The sequence below is a fragment of the Sutterella megalosphaeroides genome (assembly GCF_003609995.1).
Lineage (GTDB): Bacteria > Pseudomonadota > Gammaproteobacteria > Burkholderiales > Burkholderiaceae_F > Sutterella > Sutterella megalosphaeroides.
Genome location: NZ_AP018786.1, coordinates 1,658,938 through 1,680,479 on the forward strand (window position 1 = coordinate 1,658,938; position 21,542 = coordinate 1,680,479).

Annotated in this window: 16 protein-coding genes; 10 read left to right on the forward strand and 6 right to left on the reverse strand. The window is 62.4% G+C overall.

The features are described 5' to 3' along the window. Positions 1-132: 132 nt before the first annotated feature. Positions 133-2,397 (reverse strand): autotransporter family protein, encoded by a 2,265-nt coding sequence (locus tag S6FBBBH3_RS06775; protein ID WP_120177025.1) that lies wholly within the window; start codon positions 2,395-2,397, stop codon positions 133-135. After that, complete coding sequence (locus S6FBBBH3_RS06780; RefSeq protein WP_123957658.1) at positions 2,285-3,391, reverse strand: hypothetical protein; 1,107 nt, start codon at positions 3,389-3,391, stop codon at positions 2,285-2,287. The genes S6FBBBH3_RS06775 and S6FBBBH3_RS06780 overlap by 113 nt, the downstream gene beginning before the upstream one ends. A gap of 455 nt (positions 3,392-3,846) precedes the next feature. Here S6FBBBH3_RS06780 and S6FBBBH3_RS06790 point away from each other — a divergent pair, with 455 nt between their 5' ends. From S6FBBBH3_RS06790 to queF, 3 genes are all read left to right on the forward strand, one after another. Then, positions 3,847-4,299 carry a hypothetical protein gene (locus tag S6FBBBH3_RS06790; protein ID WP_120177028.1) on the forward strand — a complete coding sequence of 151 codons (453 nt, stop codon included), beginning with the start codon at positions 3,847-3,849 and terminating at the stop codon, positions 4,297-4,299. 543 nt (positions 4,300-4,842) lie between these two features. Then, complete coding sequence (locus S6FBBBH3_RS06795; RefSeq protein ID WP_123957659.1) at positions 4,843-5,574, forward strand: TetR/AcrR family transcriptional regulator; 732 nt, start codon at positions 4,843-4,845, stop codon at positions 5,572-5,574. 150 nt (positions 5,575-5,724) lie between these two features. Next, positions 5,725-6,564 carry an NADPH-dependent 7-cyano-7-deazaguanine reductase QueF gene (queF, locus tag S6FBBBH3_RS06800; protein WP_232008749.1) on the forward strand — a complete coding sequence of 280 codons (840 nt, stop codon included), beginning with the start codon at positions 5,725-5,727 and terminating at the stop codon, positions 6,562-6,564. 120 nt (positions 6,565-6,684) lie between these two features. Here the strand turns inward: queF and S6FBBBH3_RS06805 are convergent, their stop codons facing one another. Both S6FBBBH3_RS06805 and S6FBBBH3_RS06810 read right to left on the reverse strand, forming a co-directional pair. Further along, positions 6,685-7,392: an amino acid ABC transporter permease gene (locus S6FBBBH3_RS06805; protein WP_120177030.1), complete on the reverse strand. Its 708-nt coding sequence runs from the start codon at positions 7,390-7,392 to the stop codon at positions 6,685-6,687. 136 nt (positions 7,393-7,528) lie between these two features. Continuing rightward, the gene (locus tag S6FBBBH3_RS06810) at positions 7,529-8,332 is read right to left on the reverse strand and encodes a transporter substrate-binding domain-containing protein (protein ID WP_120177031.1); all 804 of its coding nucleotides are present in this window, start codon (positions 8,330-8,332) and stop codon (positions 7,529-7,531) included. A gap of 730 nt (positions 8,333-9,062) precedes the next feature. Between S6FBBBH3_RS06810 and S6FBBBH3_RS06815 the strand changes: the two genes are divergently transcribed. Next, positions 9,063-10,577: a flavocytochrome c gene (locus S6FBBBH3_RS06815; protein WP_120177032.1), complete on the forward strand. Its 1,515-nt coding sequence runs from the start codon at positions 9,063-9,065 to the stop codon at positions 10,575-10,577. Positions 10,578-10,692: 115 nt separating this feature from the next. Here S6FBBBH3_RS06815 and S6FBBBH3_RS06820 read toward each other — a convergent pair whose 3' ends face one another. Further along, a complete protein-coding gene (locus S6FBBBH3_RS06820; RefSeq protein ID WP_120177033.1) occupies positions 10,693-11,418 on the reverse strand; it encodes a carbonic anhydrase in 726 nt (241 codons plus the stop codon). A 482-nt stretch (positions 11,419-11,900) separates the two neighbouring features. Between S6FBBBH3_RS06820 and S6FBBBH3_RS06825 the strand changes: the two genes are divergently transcribed. The 6 genes from S6FBBBH3_RS06825 to S6FBBBH3_RS06850 all read left to right on the forward strand — a co-directional run bounded on the left by S6FBBBH3_RS06825 (position 11,901) and on the right by S6FBBBH3_RS06850 (position 20,492). Further along, positions 11,901-13,049 carry an AraC family transcriptional regulator gene (locus S6FBBBH3_RS06825; protein ID WP_120177034.1) on the forward strand — a complete coding sequence of 383 codons (1,149 nt, stop codon included), beginning with the start codon at positions 11,901-11,903 and terminating at the stop codon, positions 13,047-13,049. 412 nt (positions 13,050-13,461) lie between these two features. Beyond that, on the forward strand, positions 13,462-14,718 hold the full coding sequence (locus S6FBBBH3_RS06830; RefSeq protein ID WP_120177035.1) for a M20 metallopeptidase family protein: 1,257 nt from the start codon (positions 13,462-13,464) through the stop codon (positions 14,716-14,718). 324 nt (positions 14,719-15,042) lie between these two features. Further along, the gene (locus S6FBBBH3_RS06835; RefSeq protein ID WP_120177036.1) at positions 15,043-17,163 is read left to right on the forward strand and encodes an acetate--CoA ligase family protein; all 2,121 of its coding nucleotides are present in this window, start codon (positions 15,043-15,045) and stop codon (positions 17,161-17,163) included. 267 nt (positions 17,164-17,430) lie between these two features. Next, the gene (locus S6FBBBH3_RS06840) at positions 17,431-18,177 is read left to right on the forward strand and encodes an invasion associated locus B family protein (RefSeq protein ID WP_120177037.1); all 747 of its coding nucleotides are present in this window, start codon (positions 17,431-17,433) and stop codon (positions 18,175-18,177) included. Positions 18,178-18,849: 672 nt separating this feature from the next. After that, on the forward strand, positions 18,850-19,461 hold the full coding sequence (locus S6FBBBH3_RS06845) for a hypothetical protein (protein ID WP_120177038.1): 612 nt from the start codon (positions 18,850-18,852) through the stop codon (positions 19,459-19,461). Between the two features lie 206 nt (positions 19,462-19,667). Then, entirely contained in the window at positions 19,668-20,492 is an 825-nt protein-coding gene (locus S6FBBBH3_RS06850) for a ZIP family metal transporter (protein ID WP_120177039.1), read from the forward strand. Between the two features lie 675 nt (positions 20,493-21,167). Here S6FBBBH3_RS06850 and S6FBBBH3_RS06855 read toward each other — a convergent pair. Continuing rightward, positions 21,168-21,479: a hypothetical protein gene (locus tag S6FBBBH3_RS06855; RefSeq protein WP_120177040.1), complete on the reverse strand. Its 312-nt coding sequence runs from the start codon at positions 21,477-21,479 to the stop codon at positions 21,168-21,170. Positions 21,480-21,542: the final 63 nt, after the last annotated feature.

Consider the following 21,542-nt stretch of genomic DNA (forward strand, 5'->3'; position numbering starts at 1 on the left):
CGGGTTCATACGCGAAACGCCCCCGGAAGCCTTCGGGCCGCCGGGGGCGTTTGTTCGTTTCCCGCCTCCTGCGTTTTTGCGCCGACCGTATCCCGGCCGGCACGCAAAGCAACACGCAGAGAGCTCGGAGCCTTAGAAGTTCCAGCGAATCCCTACGTTCCCCGCATATTCGCGGGTGTAGTCGTCGCCTTCTTCGCGGGAGAGTTGAGCCCAGAAGACCGTGTTCGTCCCCAGGGCCTTCGTGACGCCGAGCCCGTAGTAGAAGCGCGTTCCGAGAATGTCGGCCTCATAGTGCGCGTCGTTGACGTTGATCGTCTCTTCGCCCAAGAACTCGTGGTTGACGCCGAACTTCCCGTAGAACTCGAGGTCGCGCTTTCCGTCGAGCATCGACGTGTACCCGAACGTCACCCCCACACGGCCGGTAAGGCTGTCGGTATTCGACTGCTCGAGCACCATGCCGTTGTCAAGCACGAAGCGTTCGCCCCGAATCGCGTAATAGGAGAGCTGTGCGGAAGGTTCCGCAAACCAGCTGCCTTTGTCACCCCAACGCCAGGCGAAACCCGTTTCGGCGGAGGCACCCCACGCCGTGGTCGAATAACTCCCCTTGTAGGCGGTCGCACCGTCGGCCATCACGCCGTCGAGGTCCTGATCGTACCAGTCGAAGGAGGCCGTCAGGTCAAGGTACGCACCGAGCTCTCCCGGGTTCGTGTGCGTTGCGTAGAACGTCACGCCCGCCCCCTGCCCGTCGGTATCGACGTCCGTACGGCCCTTGCCTTCGCCGTTCGAATCCAGGAACCGCACGAGCGCACCCGCGGTCCAATCGGAGGCACCGAGCTTCGTGTCCGCCCCGAACATCAAGGTCGAGGTTTCCGCATCGTAGGCCGACCCCCCGACGCCCGTGAGCCGATCCCTCGTCGCGGTCACGCGCGCCCAAACCCCGTGCTCGCCGCCGTAACGAATGTCGCCGAGACGTTCGCGCAACGTATCGAGGTGCGCGAGATACTGAGCGATCTGCAAGCCGAAACTCGCCACCGAGGCCGTGTCGTCGGCCGTCGGGGAGGTCTCGTCGGTCTTGCGGAGGTAGTAGTACACATCGTTCGCTTCAGCGAAGTAGGCGTCGCCGTACTCGTTTTCGGGGTCGCTCAGGAAGTACTCCGAGAGCGCCTCGCTCAGATTCCCCGTCGTGTCCTCGTACGCGGCGAGTTCGTAGAGAAACGCCCCGGCCTCGGCGCGTCGCCCGACGATCGGGTTCTCCGAGAGCTCGAGCCGGAGATTGTGTTCGGGCGTCGAATCAAGAACCAGGATCTTCGAGCGCTCGGCAAGTTGCACTCCGGTCGATGCGACTTCGAGCATCGCGTAGGGCTTGTTCGCATCCACCGACCCGAACACCGTGATGAAGCCGCCTTCGTTGGCGACGTCATCCGTTTCGCCGAGATTCACGTCCAAGCGGAAAATACCCGCGTGTTCCTTATCCTCAAGCGAAACGCCCGAGAAATGACGGATGTCGAGTACGTGGCTCCCGAAGCCCGGCAACACACCGCTTCCCGGCGGAACGACGGTTTCGTCGTGATTCGCGAGGATGATGCGCGCCCCGTCCGAGAGGTTGAGATGCGTGACCTTCGAATTTCCCGTGACGTCCCAGAAGGATCCTTGCCCGAAAGAGAGATTCATGTCCTCCATCCAGAGACCGGCGTACTGGGAGAAAAGTGCGTCGATCTCCTCCTGCGTCATGTCTTCGTAGAGGTCGACGTGCGTCGCCCCGCGCAGAAAGCTGCCCTCGTTGAAGTTTGCTCGAAGCGCGGCGTTGTTGGCGGTAACCCACAGATCGCCCGTGAGCCGAAGGTGTTTTCCCGTCTCGGGCGTGAGGTCCACCTCCGAATCCCACATGCCGTTGTCGACCACCACCGCATAGGCGGGCGAAGCCGACGCGTCGTTCGTATCGAGCCGCACGGCGCTCACGACGGTGTTGCCCGTGAGCGCGATCGAATGGTCGCGCCAGTAAAATCCGTAGATCGTCTCGGCGTTCGCTTTGAGGTCGACCGTCACGTCACCGAGATTCATTTCCTCACCGTAGTTGTTGACACCGTAGATACCGTAGACCGTATCGATGTCCTTCGACGGCAGCGAAGCGGTGACGCTTACCCGGCCGGCGTGCAAAGAACCGTGGTTGCGAATGTCGATGCCGCCCGCATAGAAAGCGCTCCCGACGTTCGTCACATTCGCGGTCACGGCGGGCGCGGCAAAGCTCGATCCGTCGAGAAGCAACGCTTCGGCGTTGCCGAGTTCAAGCATCTTCGTTCCGTCGTACGCACGATCGTCGGAAGACCAAACGGGTTGAATCGTCGCATTGCCGCCGTCTATGGAAATCACGACGTCCTTCGCCACGTTGAAGCTCATCCCGATCCGGTCGTCGTTGCTGCCCGAAGCCTGCAGACCGACGCCGAAGAGCCCGAAGGCCTCGGCGCTTTCTATTGGGTGCCATGATCCAACCGCCGAGCACGCCGTTGCGGCCGCTCACGGTAATGTCAACGTTGCCGGCCACGCTCGCCGCGGCGATCCCGGTGACGACACCGCCCTGCAGCAGGTACGAGGTGTTGATACGCTTGAGGCTGCTTTCGCTGCCGCCGCCGCGGCGGTCGTCGAAAACGGTCCAGCCATAGCGTTGCTGCCACGTCGGGTACGAGCCGTCGTCGGGAACCGGTCGGCGCTCTTGGGCCGACTGACTGTCCATGTTGATGAGGTTGATGTCAAGATCGCCCCCGATGTGAATCTCGCCGAGCCCGATGGCGATACCGGCGGTGAAATCCCCGACGTCCGTGGCTTTCCGGTGGTTGACGTCGCCCGAAATGTCAAGGCCGGCATTGACGGTAAGCGAAGGATGACCTGTCCAGGCCCCGGTACGGTCGGTCGAAGTTCTGGCAACGAGAATCCCGGCATGGGGATTGTTCGTCATGTCGATGGCGAGGGTTTTCGCCTCTTTCAAATCGATCGTCACGTCGCCGGGATATTCGCCGTAGGCACTGCTTGAATAATTGACGAGCCCGATCGTCGCGTCGCGGAAGTCGCCGTGCGCGAGCGGACTCCTGAGCACGGCGTTTTCGAGCGTGATCGAGGTCGAACCCGAGTGATCGGCACCTTCGACCCACACGTGGAAGTTCTCCCAGGATCCCGGAAGGTCAATCCATTCCTCGTCGGTGAGTGCGAAAGCCGGCGACGAGAGAGCGACAACCATCGCAAGGACCAGTGGCCGAATGCAGTCGTTCGTTCGATTGAGTGCGGTCATACCAAATCCTCCGTTGATAACGAGACGTTTTGGTTTTTTAAGGATCCTCCGAAGGCTGTGAAATTCCGGATCACATAGTCTCCCGCAGGGACCCACCGTCTTCATCATCGCTCCCCATGCGTTCGGTCGCCAACCTTTCTACCTACATGGTTTTCCCTTGGTGCCCCTCCGACGCCCCGACTTCGCCTTCTCCTCCCGGCCTTGCAAAGCTCACACCGAAAGCCCCTCCCGGAAAACCTGCGGGCCTTCCGGGGACATACGATGCCGACGGTACGGGTGGTAGAACTCGATTACGGGAGCTTGTAGTTGTAGGTGACGCCCGCGTCAACGAGCACGTCGTTCCGGTTGTCGCTCTTGCGAAGATCCGGAAAGGAGGAGCACAGGATGCCGGAAAAAGACGCGCGCTCGCAGGCGCCCCGCGCGCTTGTCCGGAAAATCCCGCCCCTGCCCGACGTCCTATAATCGCGCAAATCTACGACTGCGTTTTGCTCCCGACGACTTCTCCGGGAAGACGTCGCCTTCATACCGCATTTCTCGTTCATCCCATACTTGGAGACCCTCCCGTGAGCCGCCTCTACACGATCCTCCTTCTTTTTGCCACACTCGTTCTTTGGGGGACGGGCCTCTCGCGCCTTGCGCCCTACCTCGAGTCGTCCGCGCTTCTCAAAGACGCTCTCCCCGCCTTCGCGGGCCTTGCCGCGCTCGCGGGGCTCGTCGCGAAGGGCGTTCTCACGAGCCGCGTGCCGCTCGAAGAACGGCACCCGCTCAATTCGGCCCTGGCGCTTACGATGCTCTTTTCGATCGTCGTTGCCTATGCGGACCTCTTCTTTCTCGAAGGGCGCGTCTTTGACGTGCTCCTTGACGCGCTCGGGCTCGCGTTTTACGCCTCGGGCGATTCGAAATTCGACGTCACGATCGGAACCGCCTTCGGGATTTTGCACCCCGTCCTCTTTACGATTGCCGCCGTCGCGGCACTCCTCGGTTTTTTCGCGAAGACGAGTACCCGCAAGCACTGACGGGGCCGAACCCCGAGCGACTCGACCGCCCGCCCCCCCGACGGCTCGAAAGTCACCGAAAACCGATCCTGCTCGGCTCGTCGGTCGGCGAGCGCGGGATCGTTTTTCGTTTGGACTTTACGTTTCCCCTCGTCCCCGGCCTTTTCCCCGCGCGACCTCGCATGGTCCTCGCCTGGTCCTCGGACGATCGCCCGCCCGAAAGACCGTTCGGTTTACCCGACCGATTTTTCGTTCCCACGGGGTCCCGTTCGCTCCGAAAAGTTCGAATTCACACCCAGTCCCCGGATACGGGCGTCCCGCGATGATGTAATTTTTTTGACATCGCCGAGACTGTATTTTTTATAAAGATCCGCAGACTCGCGCAAAGAAATGTATCCGTGTGCAACAACCCCGTCGATGCCGCGTCGAGCCTTTTCTAAGATTCGCGTATGACAGCCGCGTTCGGCGCAAGCGAACGATTTTTGACGGAATGCCCGCCCCGAACGCTCGATCTAGAAGAACTCTCCTGCAAACGACGTGAAGTCGCTTTCGCAAAACAACATCATGATCGACTCTTCCAGCGATACCTTACCGAAGCCCATCACGGGGGTGCGTCGCCGCATGACACCCGCCGAACGTCGCGATCAGCTTCTGGCGTGCGCGCGCAAACTCGTTGAGAAAAACGGCTTTCAAGCCTTGTCCTTGAACGACGTCGCCCGAGCGGCGGGCGTGGCGCGAGCGCTTGCCTACCACTACTTTCCGAACCGGCGCGAACTGATCGACGCGCTCCTCATGCTTGAGTACAAGACGTTTATGGAGCGCCTGACGCCGCCCGAGGGTCTCTCGATGGAGGAGCAGTTCGAATACCTGCAACATCGGCTCTCGGAAACGTTCTTTTCCGAAAAGCCCCGTCTCACGTTGCAGATCTTCGACGTGCAGGACTTTCAGGACATTTCGACGGGGGCCTTCGAAAAGCACCTCAATTCCGCGGTCGCTCTTTACACCCGCGTTCTGAAGCTTGACTCGGAGCCTATGGTGCGCATCGTTATCGGCGCCTATTTCAAGTTTGCGCGTGCCTACTTGCACGGAATCGTTGTGAAACAAGCAACGACGGCTCTGCGAAAGGAACGGCTCGAACGCGTGCAGGTCTACCTGCGCGACCGACTCCTTTGCGCGGTTACGGGAATTTCCGACGACGACCTGAAGCCCGAATCGCTTGAAGTGATCTGCTTCTGGCGCGCATACGCAAAGCGCGTCTGCGGCAAGACCGTCACCGTGCCCGAGTGCGCCGACTGACCGTTCCGACGGAGCGTTTGAGATTCGCACGGCCGCGCACGTGTGCATTGACCGCGCGTTTCCGTCTACAATTCCGCACGATTCCTCGTCGAGCCGGTTCCGACCCGCGCGTCGGACCGGCTCGATTTTCTTCATACGCATTGCTTAGTCATGACTCACACCCCCGTTCTCATGCCCGAACCCGAGGGTACGCTCCTCGGCAAGTCGACCGTCTATTCGAGCAGCTACGATCCCGCCCTTTTGCAGCCGATTCCCCGCGCGCTCGGGCGCAATGCCGTCGGGAAGTCCGACTTCCGCGGCACGGACGTCTGGGGCCTTTACGAAGTGACATGGTTGAACGAACACGGGATGCCGCAGGTGGCGGTGGGCGAACTTCTCGTTCCCGCGACCACGCCTTGCATCGTCGAGTCGAAGTCCCTGAAGCTCTACGTCGGAAGCTTCACGCAGACGCGTTTTTCTTCGATCGAGGCCGTGGCGGAAACGATGTCGAAGGACATCTCGGCGGCCGCGGGCGGCCCCTGCGTCATGACGCTTCGGGACCTCGCCGATTGGGAGGGCGCGGTCGAACGGATGCCGGGGCTGCTGCTTGAGGCCGAAATTCTCGACCTCGCCCCCGTCGACTACGAAGTGAATCCGACGTTGCTCGAGGTCGTTGAAGGCGAAGTCGCAGAAGAGACGCTTTCGTCGAACCTCTTGCGCTCGCTTTGTCCCGTGACGGGCCAGCCCGACCACGCCTCCCTCACGATCCGCTACAAGGGCCCGAAGATCGCGCACCGGTCGCTTCTCGCCTACATCGTCTCCTACCGCGAACACCGGGGCTTTCACGAGCAGTGCGTCGAGCAGATCTACACGGACCTCTCGCGCCTTGCGGACTTCGAATTCCTGGAGGTATATGCGTGCTTCACGCGCCGCGGCGGGATCGACATTTCGCCCTTCCGCTCCTCGCGCGACGACCATCCCGCGCACGTGATCCGAGCGCAGCGCCAGTAAGAAACGCGAGGCACGGAAGAACGCTCTTCCGCGTCAGCCCGCGCCTCCGATAAAACGGGGCCCCGGCACGTTCGTCGTGCCGAGGCCCCGTTTTTTTTGAGGCCCTGAAGTCCGTCGCGCTCAGCGCCCCGGCACCCGCAGACGCTTCTCGAGCACCATCTGTACGCCCGTAAGCACCGTGCAGATCGCGAGATACAAAACCGCCGCTTCCGCGTAGAGCCAGAAGGGTTCGTACGTACGCGCCGCAATCTGCTGCGCCGTCATGAACATTTCCGTCACCGTGATGGAAGAGGCGAGCGACGTATCCTTCACGAGCGAGACGAGCGTATTCATGAGGGCGGGCGTCGCCGAGCGCATCGCCTGCGGGAGCACGATCAATCGCAGGATCTTCGCTTCCGTGAGCCCCAAGGAACGCCCCGCCGCCCACTGCCCGCGCGGCACCCCTTCGATCGCACCGCGCAGGATTTCCGAGGCGTAGGCGCCGACGTTGAGCGCGAAGACCGCAATCGCCGCGGGGACGGGGTCGATGAGAATGTCAAGGCTAGGTAGCCCGAAGAACACCACGAAGAGCTGCACCAACAGGGGCGTCCCGCGAACAAGCCACACGTAGACGCTTGCAACGGTCGAGAGGACCGGCACCGCCTTGAAGCGCACGATCGCCGCGGCAAGCGCGATCGCAAGCCCCAGCACGAAACTCGCCGCCGTAATGGGGATCGTGAGTTCGACGATCGGGGGGAGCAACTCCCAAAAGGAATTCGCAAGGAGCTCCGCGAGCGCCGGAGCGCGCTCGGGGAGAAGGTGGGCGTAGGTTTGAAGGAGTTCGTTCATGGCGGAGCTCTTCGAAGATGGAACAAGGGACGGGCGGGAAAGAGGAAAGTGGACAACGAATCGAACCGGACGGAGCGGACGCCGGGGATCAGGATCCTCGGCGTTCGCTCACACTCGACTCCATCGCGATTCGCCGTCAGATGCCGGGCGTCGCGTCGACGCCGAGGAACTTGACGGAGAGCTTCGCGAGCGTGCCGTCCGCCTTGAGTTCCTCGATCGCGCGGGAGAAGGCGGCGGCGAGTTCCGCGTCCTTCTTGCGAAAGAGCCCGGCGGCTTCCGAGCCTTCCGTCGTGCGGGCAACGGCCTTCAAGGGGGCCTTGCCGTGAGTCTTCATGTAGTCGACGAAGGCGATTTCGGAGTTGACCGTCGCATCCGCGCGACGGGAGGCGACGAGCTGGAAAGCAAGGCTCCCCTCCTTCACGGGCACGAGCGTCGCGCCCTTCTCGCGAACGAGGTCCGTCCAGTTGGCGGTCAAAACGCCCGCGGCGCGTTTGCCGGAAAGGTTGTCGAAGGAGACGATCCCCACGTTGTCCGTGCGAACGACAAGTACGCCGCGCTCGACCATGTAGCTTTTCGTCAACGCGTACTTCGCGCGCCGGGGTTCCGTCGGAACCACCTGGTTGAAGACCGCGTCGAAGCGCCCCGCATCGAGCCCCGCAATGAGCGAATCCCAAGGAGCGGTCGTGAATTCGATCGCGATCCCGAGCTTCGCGGCCGCGGCGCGCGCCACTTCGACGTCAAAGCCCGTGAGCTTGCCGCCTGCGATGTAGGAGAAAGGCGCGTAGAGGCCTTCCGTGCCGACCCGGATACTCTCGGGAAGGTTCGCGGCACGGGCTTCCCCCGTGGCCCCAAAAAAGAGTGCGGGGACGGCGGCGACGGCCAAGAGAGCGGCGGCAGCGCGACCGAAGGTGCGGCGGGAGAGGGTGTTGGAAGTCGTCATGGCAAGGGTCCTCGTGGAATATGAAGGGTGTCGAGGCTCGCAGAAGTCCGGAAAACCGAAAAACAAAAAAAGCACCGAACTCCTGCGAGCGGTGCTTTCATTTCGGTTTCAAGAGCTCGTCGAGCGTGCGGATCCCCGTGGGGGACCCTCGACTCGGGAGCTCCGAACTCGGTCTTACGTCGAACTCGGTTCGAACGCGGGGAGCGCCGTCGCAGAATCTGCATGACGGCGACAACAGGCGCTCGGATTCGTGACGCTCGGGGCGTTGCGAAGAAGGTTCGACATGATGTTTGGAAAGGCGTGTAAATGGGTGATTACCGAATACCTGACGAATTCTATCGGGATAACCCGTACGTTGCCTCGTACAAAAGTAGTAGTCTGCGTATCGGTTTGCAACGCATCGTTCCGTATTGACGGCTAAAATCAAACAACATGTTCGGAATTACCAAACATGAATGCGTTGACATATCTGATCAATATCTCCTTTCCTGCACGCGTTTTCAATGCGACCGAACCCCTACGGGAAGCATCCCACTTCGGGTCTACATAGTGTCTACGGGGTACGACAACCCCCGGTCCGCAAATGTCGGACTTCTAGGCACTTTCCTTAGGATATGCGCTCGAACCGAAAGCGCATACTTCAAACAAGCGCACGGGCTCGGGGCCCCGCGGCTTGGCCGTCGGAACACCGGGAAATCACACTGCTCGGGCGCAAACAAGGAGGAAAGTTATGTCCACTCAGATTTCTCGTCGCCATCTGCTCGGTTCCGCTCTCGCGGGCGGCGCCGCCGTCGTTGCTTCGCCGTTGATGGCCGCCCCTGTTCCGCAGAAATGGGACGAAACGGTCGACGTTCTGATCATCGGGTCGGGCTTTGCGGGTCTTGCCGCCGCCATCGAAGCGAAGAAGGCGGGCGCGGACGTGCTCGTCGTTGAAAAGATGGCCGCCTTCGGCGGGAACTCCATCATCAACGGCGGCATCCTGACCGCCACGGGTTGCCCGCAGCAGAAGATGCACAAGATCGAAGACTCGGTCGACCTTCTCGAAAAGGACATTCTCGTTGCCGGCCTCTACATGAACGACCCGAAGAAGGTGCGCGTCCTCGCCGAACACGCGCTTTCGAACTACGAATGGACCGTCAAGGAATTGGGCGTCGAATATCTGCCCGATGCGATCGGGCAGGAAGGCGGCCACTCCGTGCCGCGTTACGTGACGACCAAGAACGGTTCGGGCTCGGCCATCGTCACGAAGGAACTCGACAAGTGCAAGGAACTCGGCGTGAAGCTTCGCAACCGTTGCTACGTCGAACACATCATCCGTGACGAAAAGGGCGTCGTGCAGGGTCTGCAGGTCCGCGAAGGCTATCGCTTCCCGAAGAAGGACTCGGGCAAAACCAAGTTCATCAAGGCGACGAAGGGCGTCATTCTCTGCTACGGCGGGTTCGCCGCGGACGTGAAATTCCGCATGTACCAGGACCCGAAGCTGAACGAAACGCTCGACACGACGAACCAGCCGGGGGCGACCTCTGAAATGTGGCGTGAAACCGCCGCTATTGGATGCCTGCAGGTTCAGGCCGACTGGATTCAGTGCGGCCCGTGGGGGAACCCCAAGGAAAAAGGCATGGGGATCGGCTGGCAGTTCAATCAGACGGCCGCCGCCGAGTACGGCATTTGGGTAAACTCCGAGGGAAACCGCTTTGTCAACGAACTCGCCAATCGCAAGGTTCGCGCCGACGCAATCATGGTCGAGCAGGCGGGCGGCAAGAAGTGCTACGCCATTTGCAATGAGCCTAATTGTACTCCCTTCAAGAAACAGCGCCCGGGCTTCCAGGATCGCATGCTTGAGATGAAGATTCTCGACAAGTACGACACGCTTGAAGCGCTTGCGAAGGGCTCGGGCATCCCGTACGAGAACCTTAAGAAGACGGTCGACGCCTTCAACGAAGCCGTGAAGTCGAAAAACGATCCGCAGCTTGGTCGTTACATCAACAACGACCAGGTTCCGATGGTCGAAGGCCCCTGGTACATCGCCGAATGCCAGCCGAAGGTGCACCACTGCATGGGCGGAGTCATGACCGACATGGAATGCCGCGTCATCGACGTTCAGACCGACGAACCGATCCCGCACCTCTACGCTGCGGGTGAAGCCGCGGGCGGCGTGCACGGTGCCGTGCGTCTCGGCTCGGTCGCCATTCTCGACTGCCTCGTCTTCGGGCGCATCGCGGGCCAGACGGCCGCCAAGGCCTGACCTACGTCTCCTCATCTCCTCGGCATCCCTCGTAGGTTGGTCAGTTAGTTGAGGGATGCCACTCAAAAGCCGGCGACAGTGATGTTCGCCGGCTTTTTTTGATTGGGGTTGAGGGTTAATTTTCCGCGGTCCCCGCCGCCTTCCCTTCTTCAACAAGCCCCGTAAAGAGCCCCGTCGGCGAACACGCTTCGCACCGGCCGCTTTCGGAAAAGTGCCAGCTCGGCACGAAGTCTTCGCGCTGCGCGTCCCAGACGAGCAGGTTCCCGTCGTGCATGTCGTAGTAGAGGGCGTGAAGTTTCAGCGACCCTTCCGTCACGCGCTTCTTGATCCAGGGGTAAGAGAGGAGATTTTCGATCGAAAGCAGAATCGCCGCCTCCTCGCACCGACGACTGCGATCCGCATCGGTCGCGTCGGCCTCGACGTGCGAGAGGTCGTGGAGAACGGGACGGGCGTGCTCGAGCCAGCCGGCAATGTAGTCTTCGTCCGCCACGGCTTCGGGATGCATGAGCCCGTGAATACCGCCGCAGTTCGAGTGGCCCATCACAATCACGTGCTCGACTTCGAGGTGCTTGACGCCGTACTCCACCGCCGCCATGACGGCGTCGGCCCGTGCAGCTTCGCCGCAGGCGGGAACGAGTGCCGCGACGTTGCGCACGACGAAAAGGTCCCCCGGTCGGCAACCCGTGAGGAGCGCGGGGTCGACCCGACTGTCGCAGCACGCGACCACCAACGTTCGGGGATTCTGGCCCGACTTGAGCGTTTCGAAGAATTCGGCTTCCCGCAGCAGATAGTCTTCGCGGAAGTTGCGGAAGCCCTCAATGAGTTCGTGAAAGTTCGTCATGTTGTCGTTGTTCGTAGGAGCGGTTCCCGCCCGGAGGGATTCGGGGAAACACGGAGACGGAATATAGCGCTTTCGTCGCTCGTTTGCCGATACCTCGGGCGAGTCTCACGCCCGCGCATGCACGTTCCCGCTGCTTCCGAGAGGATCGGGCAGGCTCCGTCGCAAGCGTTTTTCCGACCTCGTCGCGGCTGCGGCGACCCGCCGCACCTTCTTGGTGAAGCAAAACCTCCGCACCATCTGTTGAGCCCCCCTCCAAAACGCCGAAAACGGGCTTTTGCCCGGTCCGAGCACGACGGGCCCTCCCTGCAGCCCGACCGCTCGAAGCGATCACGGTCGATATAATCGGGCAAGCTTTTGCGCATCCTGCCTCTTTTCTTCGCCCGGGCGCCGCGGGAGAATATTCGGCAACAGACAAGAGTTCCCCAAGGCGACTCGGGGTCTTCGCCCGCGGGTCGCCCTTTCTTCTTTGGAGACGAACAACCATGTCCGAAAGAACGCTTCCGTACGGTTCCTCGGCGACACCCTCCCCGACCGACGCGCAAGCCATCGACGCTTATCGGAGTTTCGGCACGCTCCGATCTTCCGCGAACGGTGCGAGTCTTGCTCCCGAAGGGGACAAACGACCCCTTCCGCAGCTCGTTCCGGCGGAAAACCTCATGGCCGAGCGCGAACGCGCGGCCCGCACGTCGGCTTTGCTCGACGAATTGGCCGCCCTGTTGGGCCGGCTCGTCCTCAAAGGCGGCTCCTACTCGACGACGATTCCGGACCTGACGATCACGGTGCGCGACCACCTGAACGAGAGCGCCTGCGCGGTCTACGACCGTGCTATCGGTCTCATGGTGAGCGGTCGGAAATGCTCCGTTATCGGGAACCGCCGCTACGAATACGGGCGCGGCGACATTCTCATCACGACGGTTGATATGCCGGCCCTCTGGCAGGTCCTCGAAGCCTCCGAAGCCCGCCCCTTCATGGCGGTCTCCGTTCGACTCTCGGAAGAAATCTTGCGCGACCTCACGAGCTCCGTTGAGGTCTCCTCGGATTCCGCCGAGGCCGCCCGCGAGGAAAAGACGGACGACCTTACCGATGAGAATGTCATCCCCGACACCGACACCGCGCACGTGGCCGCTGCGAGCCTCACCGTCACGCCGCCCGAAATGGTGGACGCGTACCTGCGACTCGTGAAACTCCTCGAGGCGCCCGAAGAAGAACGTCGTGAAATCGCACCGCTTCTCATTCGCGAAATTCACTATCGCGCCCTGAAGAGCGCCTCGGGTCCCGCCCTCGTGCAGCTCTTTTCGCGCGACTCGCGTGCGAACCGCATCTCGCGCGCGGTCGAATGGTTGCGGGAAAACTTCCGCGAACCCCTGTCCGTTACGGAGCTCGCCGACAAGGTGCACATGGCGCCTTCGACCTTCCACCGGCACTTCAAGGCCGTTACGAGCCTCTCGCCCTTGCAGTACCACAAGCGCCTGCGCCTTCACGAAGCGCGCCGCCTCATGATGGTCGAGCACGTCGACGCCGCTTCCGCGGGCTTCGCCGTCGGATACATGAGTCCGACTCAGTTCTCCCGCGAATACAAGCGCCTCTTCGGGGCGCCCCCGAAGCGGAGCCTCGAGCAGCGACCCGAGTGAGATCCAATCCCGGATCACGCAATGCCAAGCACCCGACCTCGTTGGAGATCGGGCGCTTTTGTTCGCAGGCGTTCTTCGTACCGGTTGTTCCCGACGACGGTCCTAGCCTCAAGCCGGAGCTGCCGGCACCAATTGTAGCGGGCAAGGGGTTCGGGCTCCCGCCCGATTTTCGCCTTAGCCGGCCCGTTCGGGCTTTTCAGACCGTCCGGGCCTTTCGGGCCGTTCTGACTCTTTCGCCTTCGCCCTTCGTTGATCTTCCGCCGCCCGTCTGCGCACTTTGCGGTAGGACCGTCGGGCCTCCTCCCTATACGATCGAAAGACACACTTCAATGTCCCGGGGAGAAGCAGACGGCTCTGCCCGCAACCCTGCTCTCCATCCCCTACGCCTTCTTCGCTCGAAAAGGAGACTTCCATGACCGCTTCTTCCGACTGCACTTCTTGCGATACGCCCTCTTCCAAGCCCGACGACGCCGCTCGCTTCGCGATCGACCCCGCGATCCTCGCGCGTGCGGAGGAGCTCGCGCGCTTCCGACGCGACATTCACGCGCATCCCGAGCTCGGATTCGAGACGCACCGCACCGTCGCGAAAGTGCGTGAGGTTCTGCTTGCCGCGGGCATTCCGGAAACGGCGCTCGACACGACGAGTCTTGAGGGGGCGCTCTTCGTGCGGCTCGAAGGCAAGGGCGAAGGCCCCGTCGTCGCGCTTCGCGCCGACATGGACGCCCTTCCGATGACGGACCTCGGAACGAATCCCTGGAAGAGCACGGTCGACGGGCGCGCGCACGCGTGCGGCCACGACGGTCACACGACGTGGCTTCTGGGGGCCCTTTTGCGACTCCATGAACTGCGTGACACCTGGTCGGGGCGCGTGATCGGCATTTTCCAGCCCTCGGAAGAAATCGGCAACGGCGCCGAAAGCGTCGTAAAAACGGGGATCTTCGAGCGCGAAGGGATTCGCGAAATCTACGGCGCGCACGACGAACCGTCGATTCCCGTCGGAAAGTTTGGCGTCAAAACGGGGCCGCTCCAAGCCGCGGCCGACTTTTTCTACCTCACCGTGAAGGGCAAGGGCTGCCACGGCGGGCGCCCGCACATGGGCATCGACCCGATTCCCGTCGCGGCGCAGTTGGTTGCGAACCTTCAGACGATCGTCGCCCGGAAGGTGAACCCCGTCGAAAACGCCGTGGTGTCGATCTGCTCGCTCAATGCCGGGCGCTTCGAAGCTCCGAACGTCGTTCCCCCCGAAGCAACCCTCTCCGGGACGGTTCGAACGTTCTCCCACGAAGTACGCGCCCAAGTCGAATCGGAAATCCGCACGATGACAAAAGGCATCTGCGAAGCGAACGGCTGCGGGTACGAGGTCCGCTACGACCGCCTGGCGTCCCCCGTCATCAACCACCCCGTCACCACGGACGCGGTGCGCGAAGTCGTCGCGAAAGTGTGCGGCGAAGAAGCGGTCGTTCCCAACTACCCCGTCACGATGGGGGGCGAAGACTTCTCCGAATACCAGAAGGTCGTGCCCGGCACGATGATCCGCGTCGGCATGGCGGACGATGAGCACACGGTGTCTCTGCATCACCCGAGCTTCGACTTCAACGATCGGCTCACTCCGATCGTCGCGACCGTCTTCGTCGAGACGGCGCTGGCGCGACTGAAGGCCTTGGCCTGAGACGGACGACAACGCGCTGTTTCCGATCCCGTCCCCGGAGGCCCGCCCCTCCGGGGCTTTTCGTTTTCTTTTCCTTCGAACGCCGTTCGAGCTCCCTCCGATCGCCCTTCCCGAGCCGGAGAGCCGCATCCTCGGGAATCTCCCTCACCGCGAACGCGCTAATGCGCGCGCACGGCACGCGTCCCGAAGTCCCCGAAGCGCGCCCGCCGTGCTATTGTCGCTACTATTCGCGCTCCCCTGCGAGCGCCGCCACATGCGTTCGCTCGGGCCGCACGCAAGCCGAGCCCCGGACGCACACCACTGCCCCGGAGGAATTTCACCATCATGAGTTTGTCCCACATCATGAAGCCCCGCGCCGTCGCCGTCGTCGGCGCGTCGACCCGTCCGCACACGATCGGCAACGACATCCTGAAGCGCCTCCTCGAGTACGGTTTCTGCGATCCCGTCTATCCCGTGAACCCCAAGGGCGGCACGATCGAGGGGCTCACCGTTTATGAACGCGTCGCGGACCTGCCCGACGGGGTGGATCTCGCGATCGTCGTCGTCAATTCGAGCTTCGTCCTGTCGGTCGTCGACGACTGCCACGCGAAGGGCATCAAGGGTCTCGTCGTGATTTCCGCAGGCTTCAAGGAAACGGGCCCCGAAGGGGCCGCGCTCGAAGCGACGCTCGCTGAAAAGGTGCGCGGCTACGGCATGCGCTTGGTCGGCCCCAACTGCCTCGGCGTCGTGAACACGCACCCCGCGGTGCGTCTCGACGGGTGCTTCGCCGAGAGCCTTCCCGAACGCGGTCACATCGGGTTCGTGAGCCAGTCGGGCGCCTTGGGGGGCGGGATTCTCAATATCCTTCGCGACCTCAACCTCGGTTTCGCGCAGTTCGTCTCGATCGGCAACCAGGCGGACGTCGACGCCGAAGACGCGCTCGAATATTGGGAAAACGAAGAGGACGTCACGCAGATTCTCCTTTACATGGAGTCGATCCGCGACCCGAAGAACTTCCGCAAGCTCGCCTCCCGCATTTCGAAGAAAAAGCCCGTGCTCGCCTTGAAGGCAGGTCGCAGCGCCGCGGGCGCTTCGGCCGCCTCTTCGCACACGGGGTCGCTTGCGGGCGCCGACCGTGCGGCGGACGCTCTCCTGAAGCAGTCGGGGGTCATTCGTGAGAAAACGCTTCGCGACCTTTTCTCAAGCGCGAAGGTCTTCGCCACGTCTCCCATCCCGAAGGGCGACCGCGTGGCGATCGTCACGAATTCGGGCGGCCCCGGGATTATGGCTACGGACGCCGTGAGCGAATACGGTATGCGCATGGCGGAACTCTCCGACGAAACGAAGGCACATCTGCGCTCGTTCCTCCCGGCCGCCGCCTCCGTCAAGAACCCCGTCGACATGATCGCTTCCGCCCCGATCGAACACTACAAGGCGACCGTCGAAGCGGTGCTCGCCGATCCGGGCGTCGACATGGTGATGGTGATCTACCTCCCGTTCCTCGGGCTCAAGGATACGGACGTCGCGCAGGCGCTTTGCGACATCAAGCGCGCGCACCCCGAAAAGCCGATCGTGGGCGTTTTCATGACGAAGAGCGAATTCTTCTCGGGGTTGGCCGACTCGGAACCCGAGATGCCCTTTTACATGTACGCGGAAGAAGCGGCCGAAGCCTTGGAGCGCCTCAACCGTCAGCGCCTCTGGGTTGAAAAGCCCGCGGGGGTCGAGCCCGCCTTCGAAGTCGACCGCGCCGCCGCCCGCAAGCTCTTCGCCAAAGCGAAGGCCGAGGGGCGTGCCGAACTCACCACGCGCGAAAGCATCGACGTTCTCGCCGCCTACGGCATTCGCACCTGCGGCGCGGGCTTTGCGAAGTCCGAAGAAGAAGCCGTCGCGATCGCGAACCGCATCGGCTACCCCGTCGTCATGAAGATGACCTCGAAGACCACCTCCCACAAGACGGACGTGGGCGGGGTGCGCGTCAACATCGGCTCCGAAACGGCGCTGCGCGTCGAGTACCGCGACCTCATGATGCGCCTTGAAAAGCTCGGTCTCTTGGACGGGCTCGAAGGCGTTCTCATCCAGGAAATGGTGAAGGGCACGCGCGAACTCGTCTGCGGCATCGCCACCGACCCGCAGTACGGTCCCATGATGATGTTCGGTCTCGGGGGCGTTTTCGTGGAAACCTTGAAGGACGTCACCTTCCGCTTGGCGCCTTTGACCGACATCGACGCCTCCGAAATGGTGCGCTCGGTCAAGGCCTTCAAGCTCCTCGAAGGCGCCCGCGGCACGACCCCCGCTCAGATCGACAAGGTTGAAGAGACGCTCCTGCGTCTCTCGCAACTCGTCACCGACTTCCCCTTCGTCGACGAGCTCGACATCAATCCCCTGATGATCTCGGAAAAGACGGGTGAGCCGATTGCGGTCGACGGTCGCATGAAGATGCGCCTCGACGAAGTCCGCCTCGACTGACACGGGCGCCGCGGGACGCTCGAAAAGAACGTCTCGCCTGCGCTTTTCCTCTCAACGAACCGCAACGGGCGAAAGTCTTTCGGGCTTTCGCCCGTCGGCTTTTCGGCGTCTCCCCGAAGGGCTCCCGACACGCCTCCCCACGCATTTTTCGAAATTAACCCTAGTAAAAACCCCAACTCCCTCCGTTTGTCGTTATACTCGCCCTCGCGCGACGCCCGAGCCCTTCGGCTCCGAAAGTACGTCGCACGCCCATTTCCGGAGGACCCCATGCCGACACGCAGCTGCCGCGACCGAACGACAACTCGCGCATCGAATTGTTCGATTCCCCCCACGAGTCCGACGCTTTCGGTCTTTTCGACGCACCCGCGTGCGCGCCTTTTCCAACGCACCCAACGCACCCGCCGTACCGCCGGGGTCGCCTCCCTCCTGACAGCAGGCTTCGTCGCGGCGCTTTCGCTCGCGGTCGCCCTTCCCGTCTCCGCCCGCACGAACGTACCGCGCTCCTGTGCCGACTGCCGATTCATCCGCAGCGAATCGGGTTTTCTCACCTGCATCGAGCGCTGTCTCGCGGGCGACGTCTGGTGCGGCGAAGACCGCATGACGCTCGCGCGCTGGGAAGGCTGGAAATTCAACCAGTCGCGCACCGTCGCACGACGCGAGAGCGAAAACGATTTCGAGGCCCTCTTCGGCGAACGCCGTCACGGGGTGCTCGAAGTGAAGCTCCACAACGGCAAGCCCGCCGTCGCATTTGCGATTCCCGAACTCGTTTTTCCGCTGCACGACCCGACCGTCACCATACGGGTCGAGGGTGAGAAGACCCGCACCTACCGGGGCGAGCGCTGGTCGGACAACATCCTGATCGTGACCGACCCCGAGCTCGTTCGCGCCTTCCGGCGCGGCTGCCGCGTGCGCGTCTCGACCGTCCCCTTCGGGCACGAGCGCGTCGACCTGCAGTTCGACCTCGCGGGCTTTCGCGATGCGGCGGACGTGGTCTTCGGCGGGAAGGCTCCGTAATCGGGCACCCGCATTTCCGATTCAAACAAAGTAAAGCGGCGCAACGGGCTTCGACCTCCGTTGCGCCGCTTTGTTTCCGAGTCTCCCGACGAGACTCAAGACCGGCAGAGAAAGCGCACGGCGGGTTTCGCGGGAGAAGGGATACGCAGATCCCCGAAAACGGCGAAAGCCCGCGGTACGTGCGGGCTTTCCGTAATGTGTTCGATCGCTTCGTTCTTCTTCGTGCGTTGCGTTTTCCTCGGAGCTTTCGTCGACGACGGCGTCGTCAAAAGCGCGGATGGAGAAACGTCAGCAGGAAGAAAGGTGCACCGACCGAGCCCGCTCGACCTCAAACGTCGAGCGGCTAAATCGGCCGGGGAGAGTCCGACGATCGAGCGTCGGATTCATGGTGACGGAAGGGGCGGCGGGTACCGAAGACCCGACTTGCGCCCGGATGAGAAGCGTAGTCATACGACTACTCTACCCGAAGTGCGGCCGCGCGACCTCGGGCGTCCGACCTAGGGGCTATCCCGAAAGCCGACGGCAAAGCGACGTGCGGACTCGGGTGCTCGCACAGCACGCATGTCAAGCCTTTGCGATTTTCCGGCTTTCGGTCCCGAAACCCGCTTTGTTAGAATGAACCCGAGGGCATCCGGTCGACCCGACACCGGTCCCGCTTTCGGAGGGACTCCCATGTTCGACCCCAATCGCTTTCAGCTTTTCGATGCCGCACGAACGTTGACGCTCACGATCGGCCCCGTTTCACGCTCCGACGTGCTCGCGGACTTTCCCGCCGAGCTCATCGTGTCGGACGACGTGCTCGCCGCGCGTCTCGGGGTCGAACCCGTGCCGCCTTCCGTCATCACCGCCCGCATCCCCGAGCTGAAGGCGCTCGACGAAGAGTCGGTGAGGCGCCTGTGGGTGAACCCCGTTCCCACGTCGGACGGGCGTACGGTGTTCGTGTCGCCCGTCGACGCTCTGCCCGACACCGGGGACGCGGCGGACTGGGGGTTGCGCTCCGCGGGCTTTCTCGTTTCGGACCCGGCGGTCCTCGGCGACTGGGTGGAAGAGAATTACGCTTCGGACGACATCGCGGCCGCCCTCTCGCACTTTCTCTCGATCGACCTGCTGCGGTCCGAGTCGGCCGTCCGTTTGACGGAAACCGCCACGGGGAACGTGCTGGCCCTCTGGCCCGTTCGAAACGACAACCCCTTGAAGGCCTTCGCCCGCGCGACCGAAAGCTATCCCGAGGTGCGCTACGACGACGAAGACTTCGAATTCCGACTGATCGAGCCCGGGCACTGAGTCGGCTTCGAATCCGTTTCGAGAATTCCGCTCCGCCTTCTCCCGGTCACTTCCCGGCCGCGCCGTCTATCATTTCGCCTCCGCTTCGTCCCCTCGTCCTCGAAACGACGACGGAAGCCGAATGCTTTCCACCCATCGCGCCCCCGTTTTGCTCGCTATCGGGCTATACTTCTCAATTGAGAATTACTATCATTTAGGAACCCCTCATGGATCTCACCGCTCTTCTTCCCGACTTGGACGGAAGCAATCCCTTCACGTATGCCCTCTTCGGGACGCTTTTCACGTTTCTGTGCACCATGCTCGGTGCCGCCACCGTTTTCCTCACGACGAAGAAAAGCTCCGCGCGTCTTGAGACCGTGTCGCTCGGCTTTGCCGCGGGGGTCATGATCGCCGCTTCCGTCTGGAGTCTTTTGATTCCGGGAATGGAGGCGGCCGAAGCCGCGGGGCACACTCCGTGGCTCGTCGCCTCGGCGGGACTTTTCGGCGGGGCGCTCTTTCTGAAGCTCCTCGACTCCACGATGCCGCACCTTCACTTCGGGAGCAACGAGCCCGAAGGGCCGAAGACGAAGTTGCGTCGTGCGCAGCTTTTGTTCCTCGCGATCACGCTTCACAATCTTCCGGAAGGGGGTTCCGTCGGGCTCACCACGGGCGTAGCCGCGCTCGCGGGCGAACCCGAAGCCATGGCGAGCGCCCTGGTGCTCGCACTCGGTATCGGGATTCAGAACATCCCGGAAGGTGCGGCGGTGTCGCTGCCGATGGCGCAGCAGGGGATGAGCCGCACGAAGGCCTTTCTCTTCGGGACGCTCTCGGGCCTCGTGGAGCCCATCGCCGCGCTGATCGTCGTTGCGGGTCTGGGCTTTTTCGCTCCCGCCATGCCCTTCCTTCTTGCCGCAGCGGCGGGCGCGATGCTCTACGTCGTCGTTGAAGAACTCATTCCCGCCTGCCACTTGTCGGAGCACGCCGACCTCGGCACCTTTGCCGTGATCGCAGGGTTCACCGTGATGATGGCGCTCGATACGGCACTGGCTTGAGTGCCGGCTTGAGTTTGAGACTCGGAAAGAAGAACGGGCGCCCTCCTCTTCTTTCCTTCGAGGTCTTCGCTGGAATCCCCTTCGGGCGGTCGGTCCGGAGGGGATTTTTTTCGTCGGACTCGATTCGTACGAGTTCGGCGGGTTCGGGTGAGAGCGCAGCCGGAACCCTACGTTTCACGGACCCTCGACGTCCCGGCGGCTGCGACTTCGCGAAATGATCAGCAGAGGTCCAGCGGGCGGCGAAAGCCCCGGGAATCGGGAGCTTCGACACCCTTCGCATTTTGTACTACGTTATTTTCCCGACGGGCCCTTTCCGGGAGTCGGGGTTCGAACCGCGAAAGAAAACCCGCCTCGCGGCCCGTCCGTTAGCGACAAGGGGATGTTGGAGTTGGGTTTGAGGCCGGCCGGCGGGCTTCGTTGGAAACGCAATACAAACATCGATACTTATGTTCAAAAGCTAGAGCCGAAAAACGGGTTGACCGGTCCGCGCAGCTCGACTTTTCGGGGTGGCGATCGGCGGGGAGGCTCGTGGGGAGGTTCCGGCGAGAGGCCGGCAGAGGGACGGTCGCCGCGAAAATCGCCCTATTCTGGGGCGGCGGCGCGGGCGGGGATGCGGAAACGGTGCGGACGAAAGAAAGCGCGCAGGTCCGAGCAATTTGGGCTGCGCGCGCAGGATCAATAGCCGTTCTGAACCCAGTTGTTGTATTCTTCGACGGCTCTGTTCGCCTTGTCGCGGGCTTCTTCGGCCGCCTCAATCGCTCGACGGGCGTCGTATTCGGCGTTCTCCATGTATTCCTCGGCTTTTCGAACGTATTCCTCCACTTCGTTGCGGTAGCGTTCGGCCTCGTATCGGTTGTTCCCGTAGGGTTTCGACGGCGGAAACTCGCTGAATTCAGGATAGTAATACCCGGGGAGGTTGGAGCCGCCCGCGACGTACGCCTGAGCGCAGAGCGGCGCGAGGCAGAGGAGAAGTGCAAAGGTGCGCATGATGAGGGTCTCGTGAGTTGACGTTTGAGTTGATCTTTGAGTCGATGCTCGGGTCGGCCTCTT

Coding starts and splice junctions, on each gene's coding strand:
- S6FBBBH3_RS06775 (WP_120177025.1), bottom strand. CDS start 2,397: ATGAGCTTCAACGTGGCGAAGGACGTCGTGATTTCCATAGACGGCGGC.
- S6FBBBH3_RS06780 (WP_123957658.1), bottom strand. CDS start 3,391: ATGATGAAGACGGTGGGTCCCTGCGGGAGACTATGTGATCCGGAATTT.
- S6FBBBH3_RS06795 (WP_123957659.1), top strand. CDS start 4,843: ATGATCGACTCTTCCAGCGATACCTTACCGAAGCCCATCACGGGGGTG.
- queF (WP_232008749.1), top strand. CDS start 5,725: ATGACTCACACCCCCGTTCTCATGCCCGAACCCGAGGGTACGCTCCTC.
- S6FBBBH3_RS06805 (WP_120177030.1), bottom strand. CDS start 7,392: ATGAACGAACTCCTTCAAACCTACGCCCACCTTCTCCCCGAGCGCGCT.
- S6FBBBH3_RS06810 (WP_120177031.1), bottom strand. CDS start 8,332: ATGACGACTTCCAACACCCTCTCCCGCCGCACCTTCGGTCGCGCTGCC.
- S6FBBBH3_RS06815 (WP_120177032.1), top strand. CDS start 9,063: ATGTCCACTCAGATTTCTCGTCGCCATCTGCTCGGTTCCGCTCTCGCG.
- S6FBBBH3_RS06820 (WP_120177033.1), bottom strand. CDS start 11,418: ATGACGAACTTTCACGAACTCATTGAGGGCTTCCGCAACTTCCGCGAA.
- S6FBBBH3_RS06825 (WP_120177034.1), top strand. CDS start 11,901: ATGTCCGAAAGAACGCTTCCGTACGGTTCCTCGGCGACACCCTCCCCG.
- S6FBBBH3_RS06830 (WP_120177035.1), top strand. CDS start 13,462: ATGACCGCTTCTTCCGACTGCACTTCTTGCGATACGCCCTCTTCCAAG.
- S6FBBBH3_RS06835 (WP_120177036.1), top strand. CDS start 15,043: ATGAGTTTGTCCCACATCATGAAGCCCCGCGCCGTCGCCGTCGTCGGC.
- S6FBBBH3_RS06840 (WP_120177037.1), top strand. CDS start 17,431: ATGCCGACACGCAGCTGCCGCGACCGAACGACAACTCGCGCATCGAAT.
- S6FBBBH3_RS06845 (WP_120177038.1), top strand. CDS start 18,850: ATGTTCGACCCCAATCGCTTTCAGCTTTTCGATGCCGCACGAACGTTG.
- S6FBBBH3_RS06850 (WP_120177039.1), top strand. CDS start 19,668: ATGGATCTCACCGCTCTTCTTCCCGACTTGGACGGAAGCAATCCCTTC.
- S6FBBBH3_RS06855 (WP_120177040.1), bottom strand. CDS start 21,479: ATGCGCACCTTTGCACTTCTCCTCTGCCTCGCGCCGCTCTGCGCTCAG.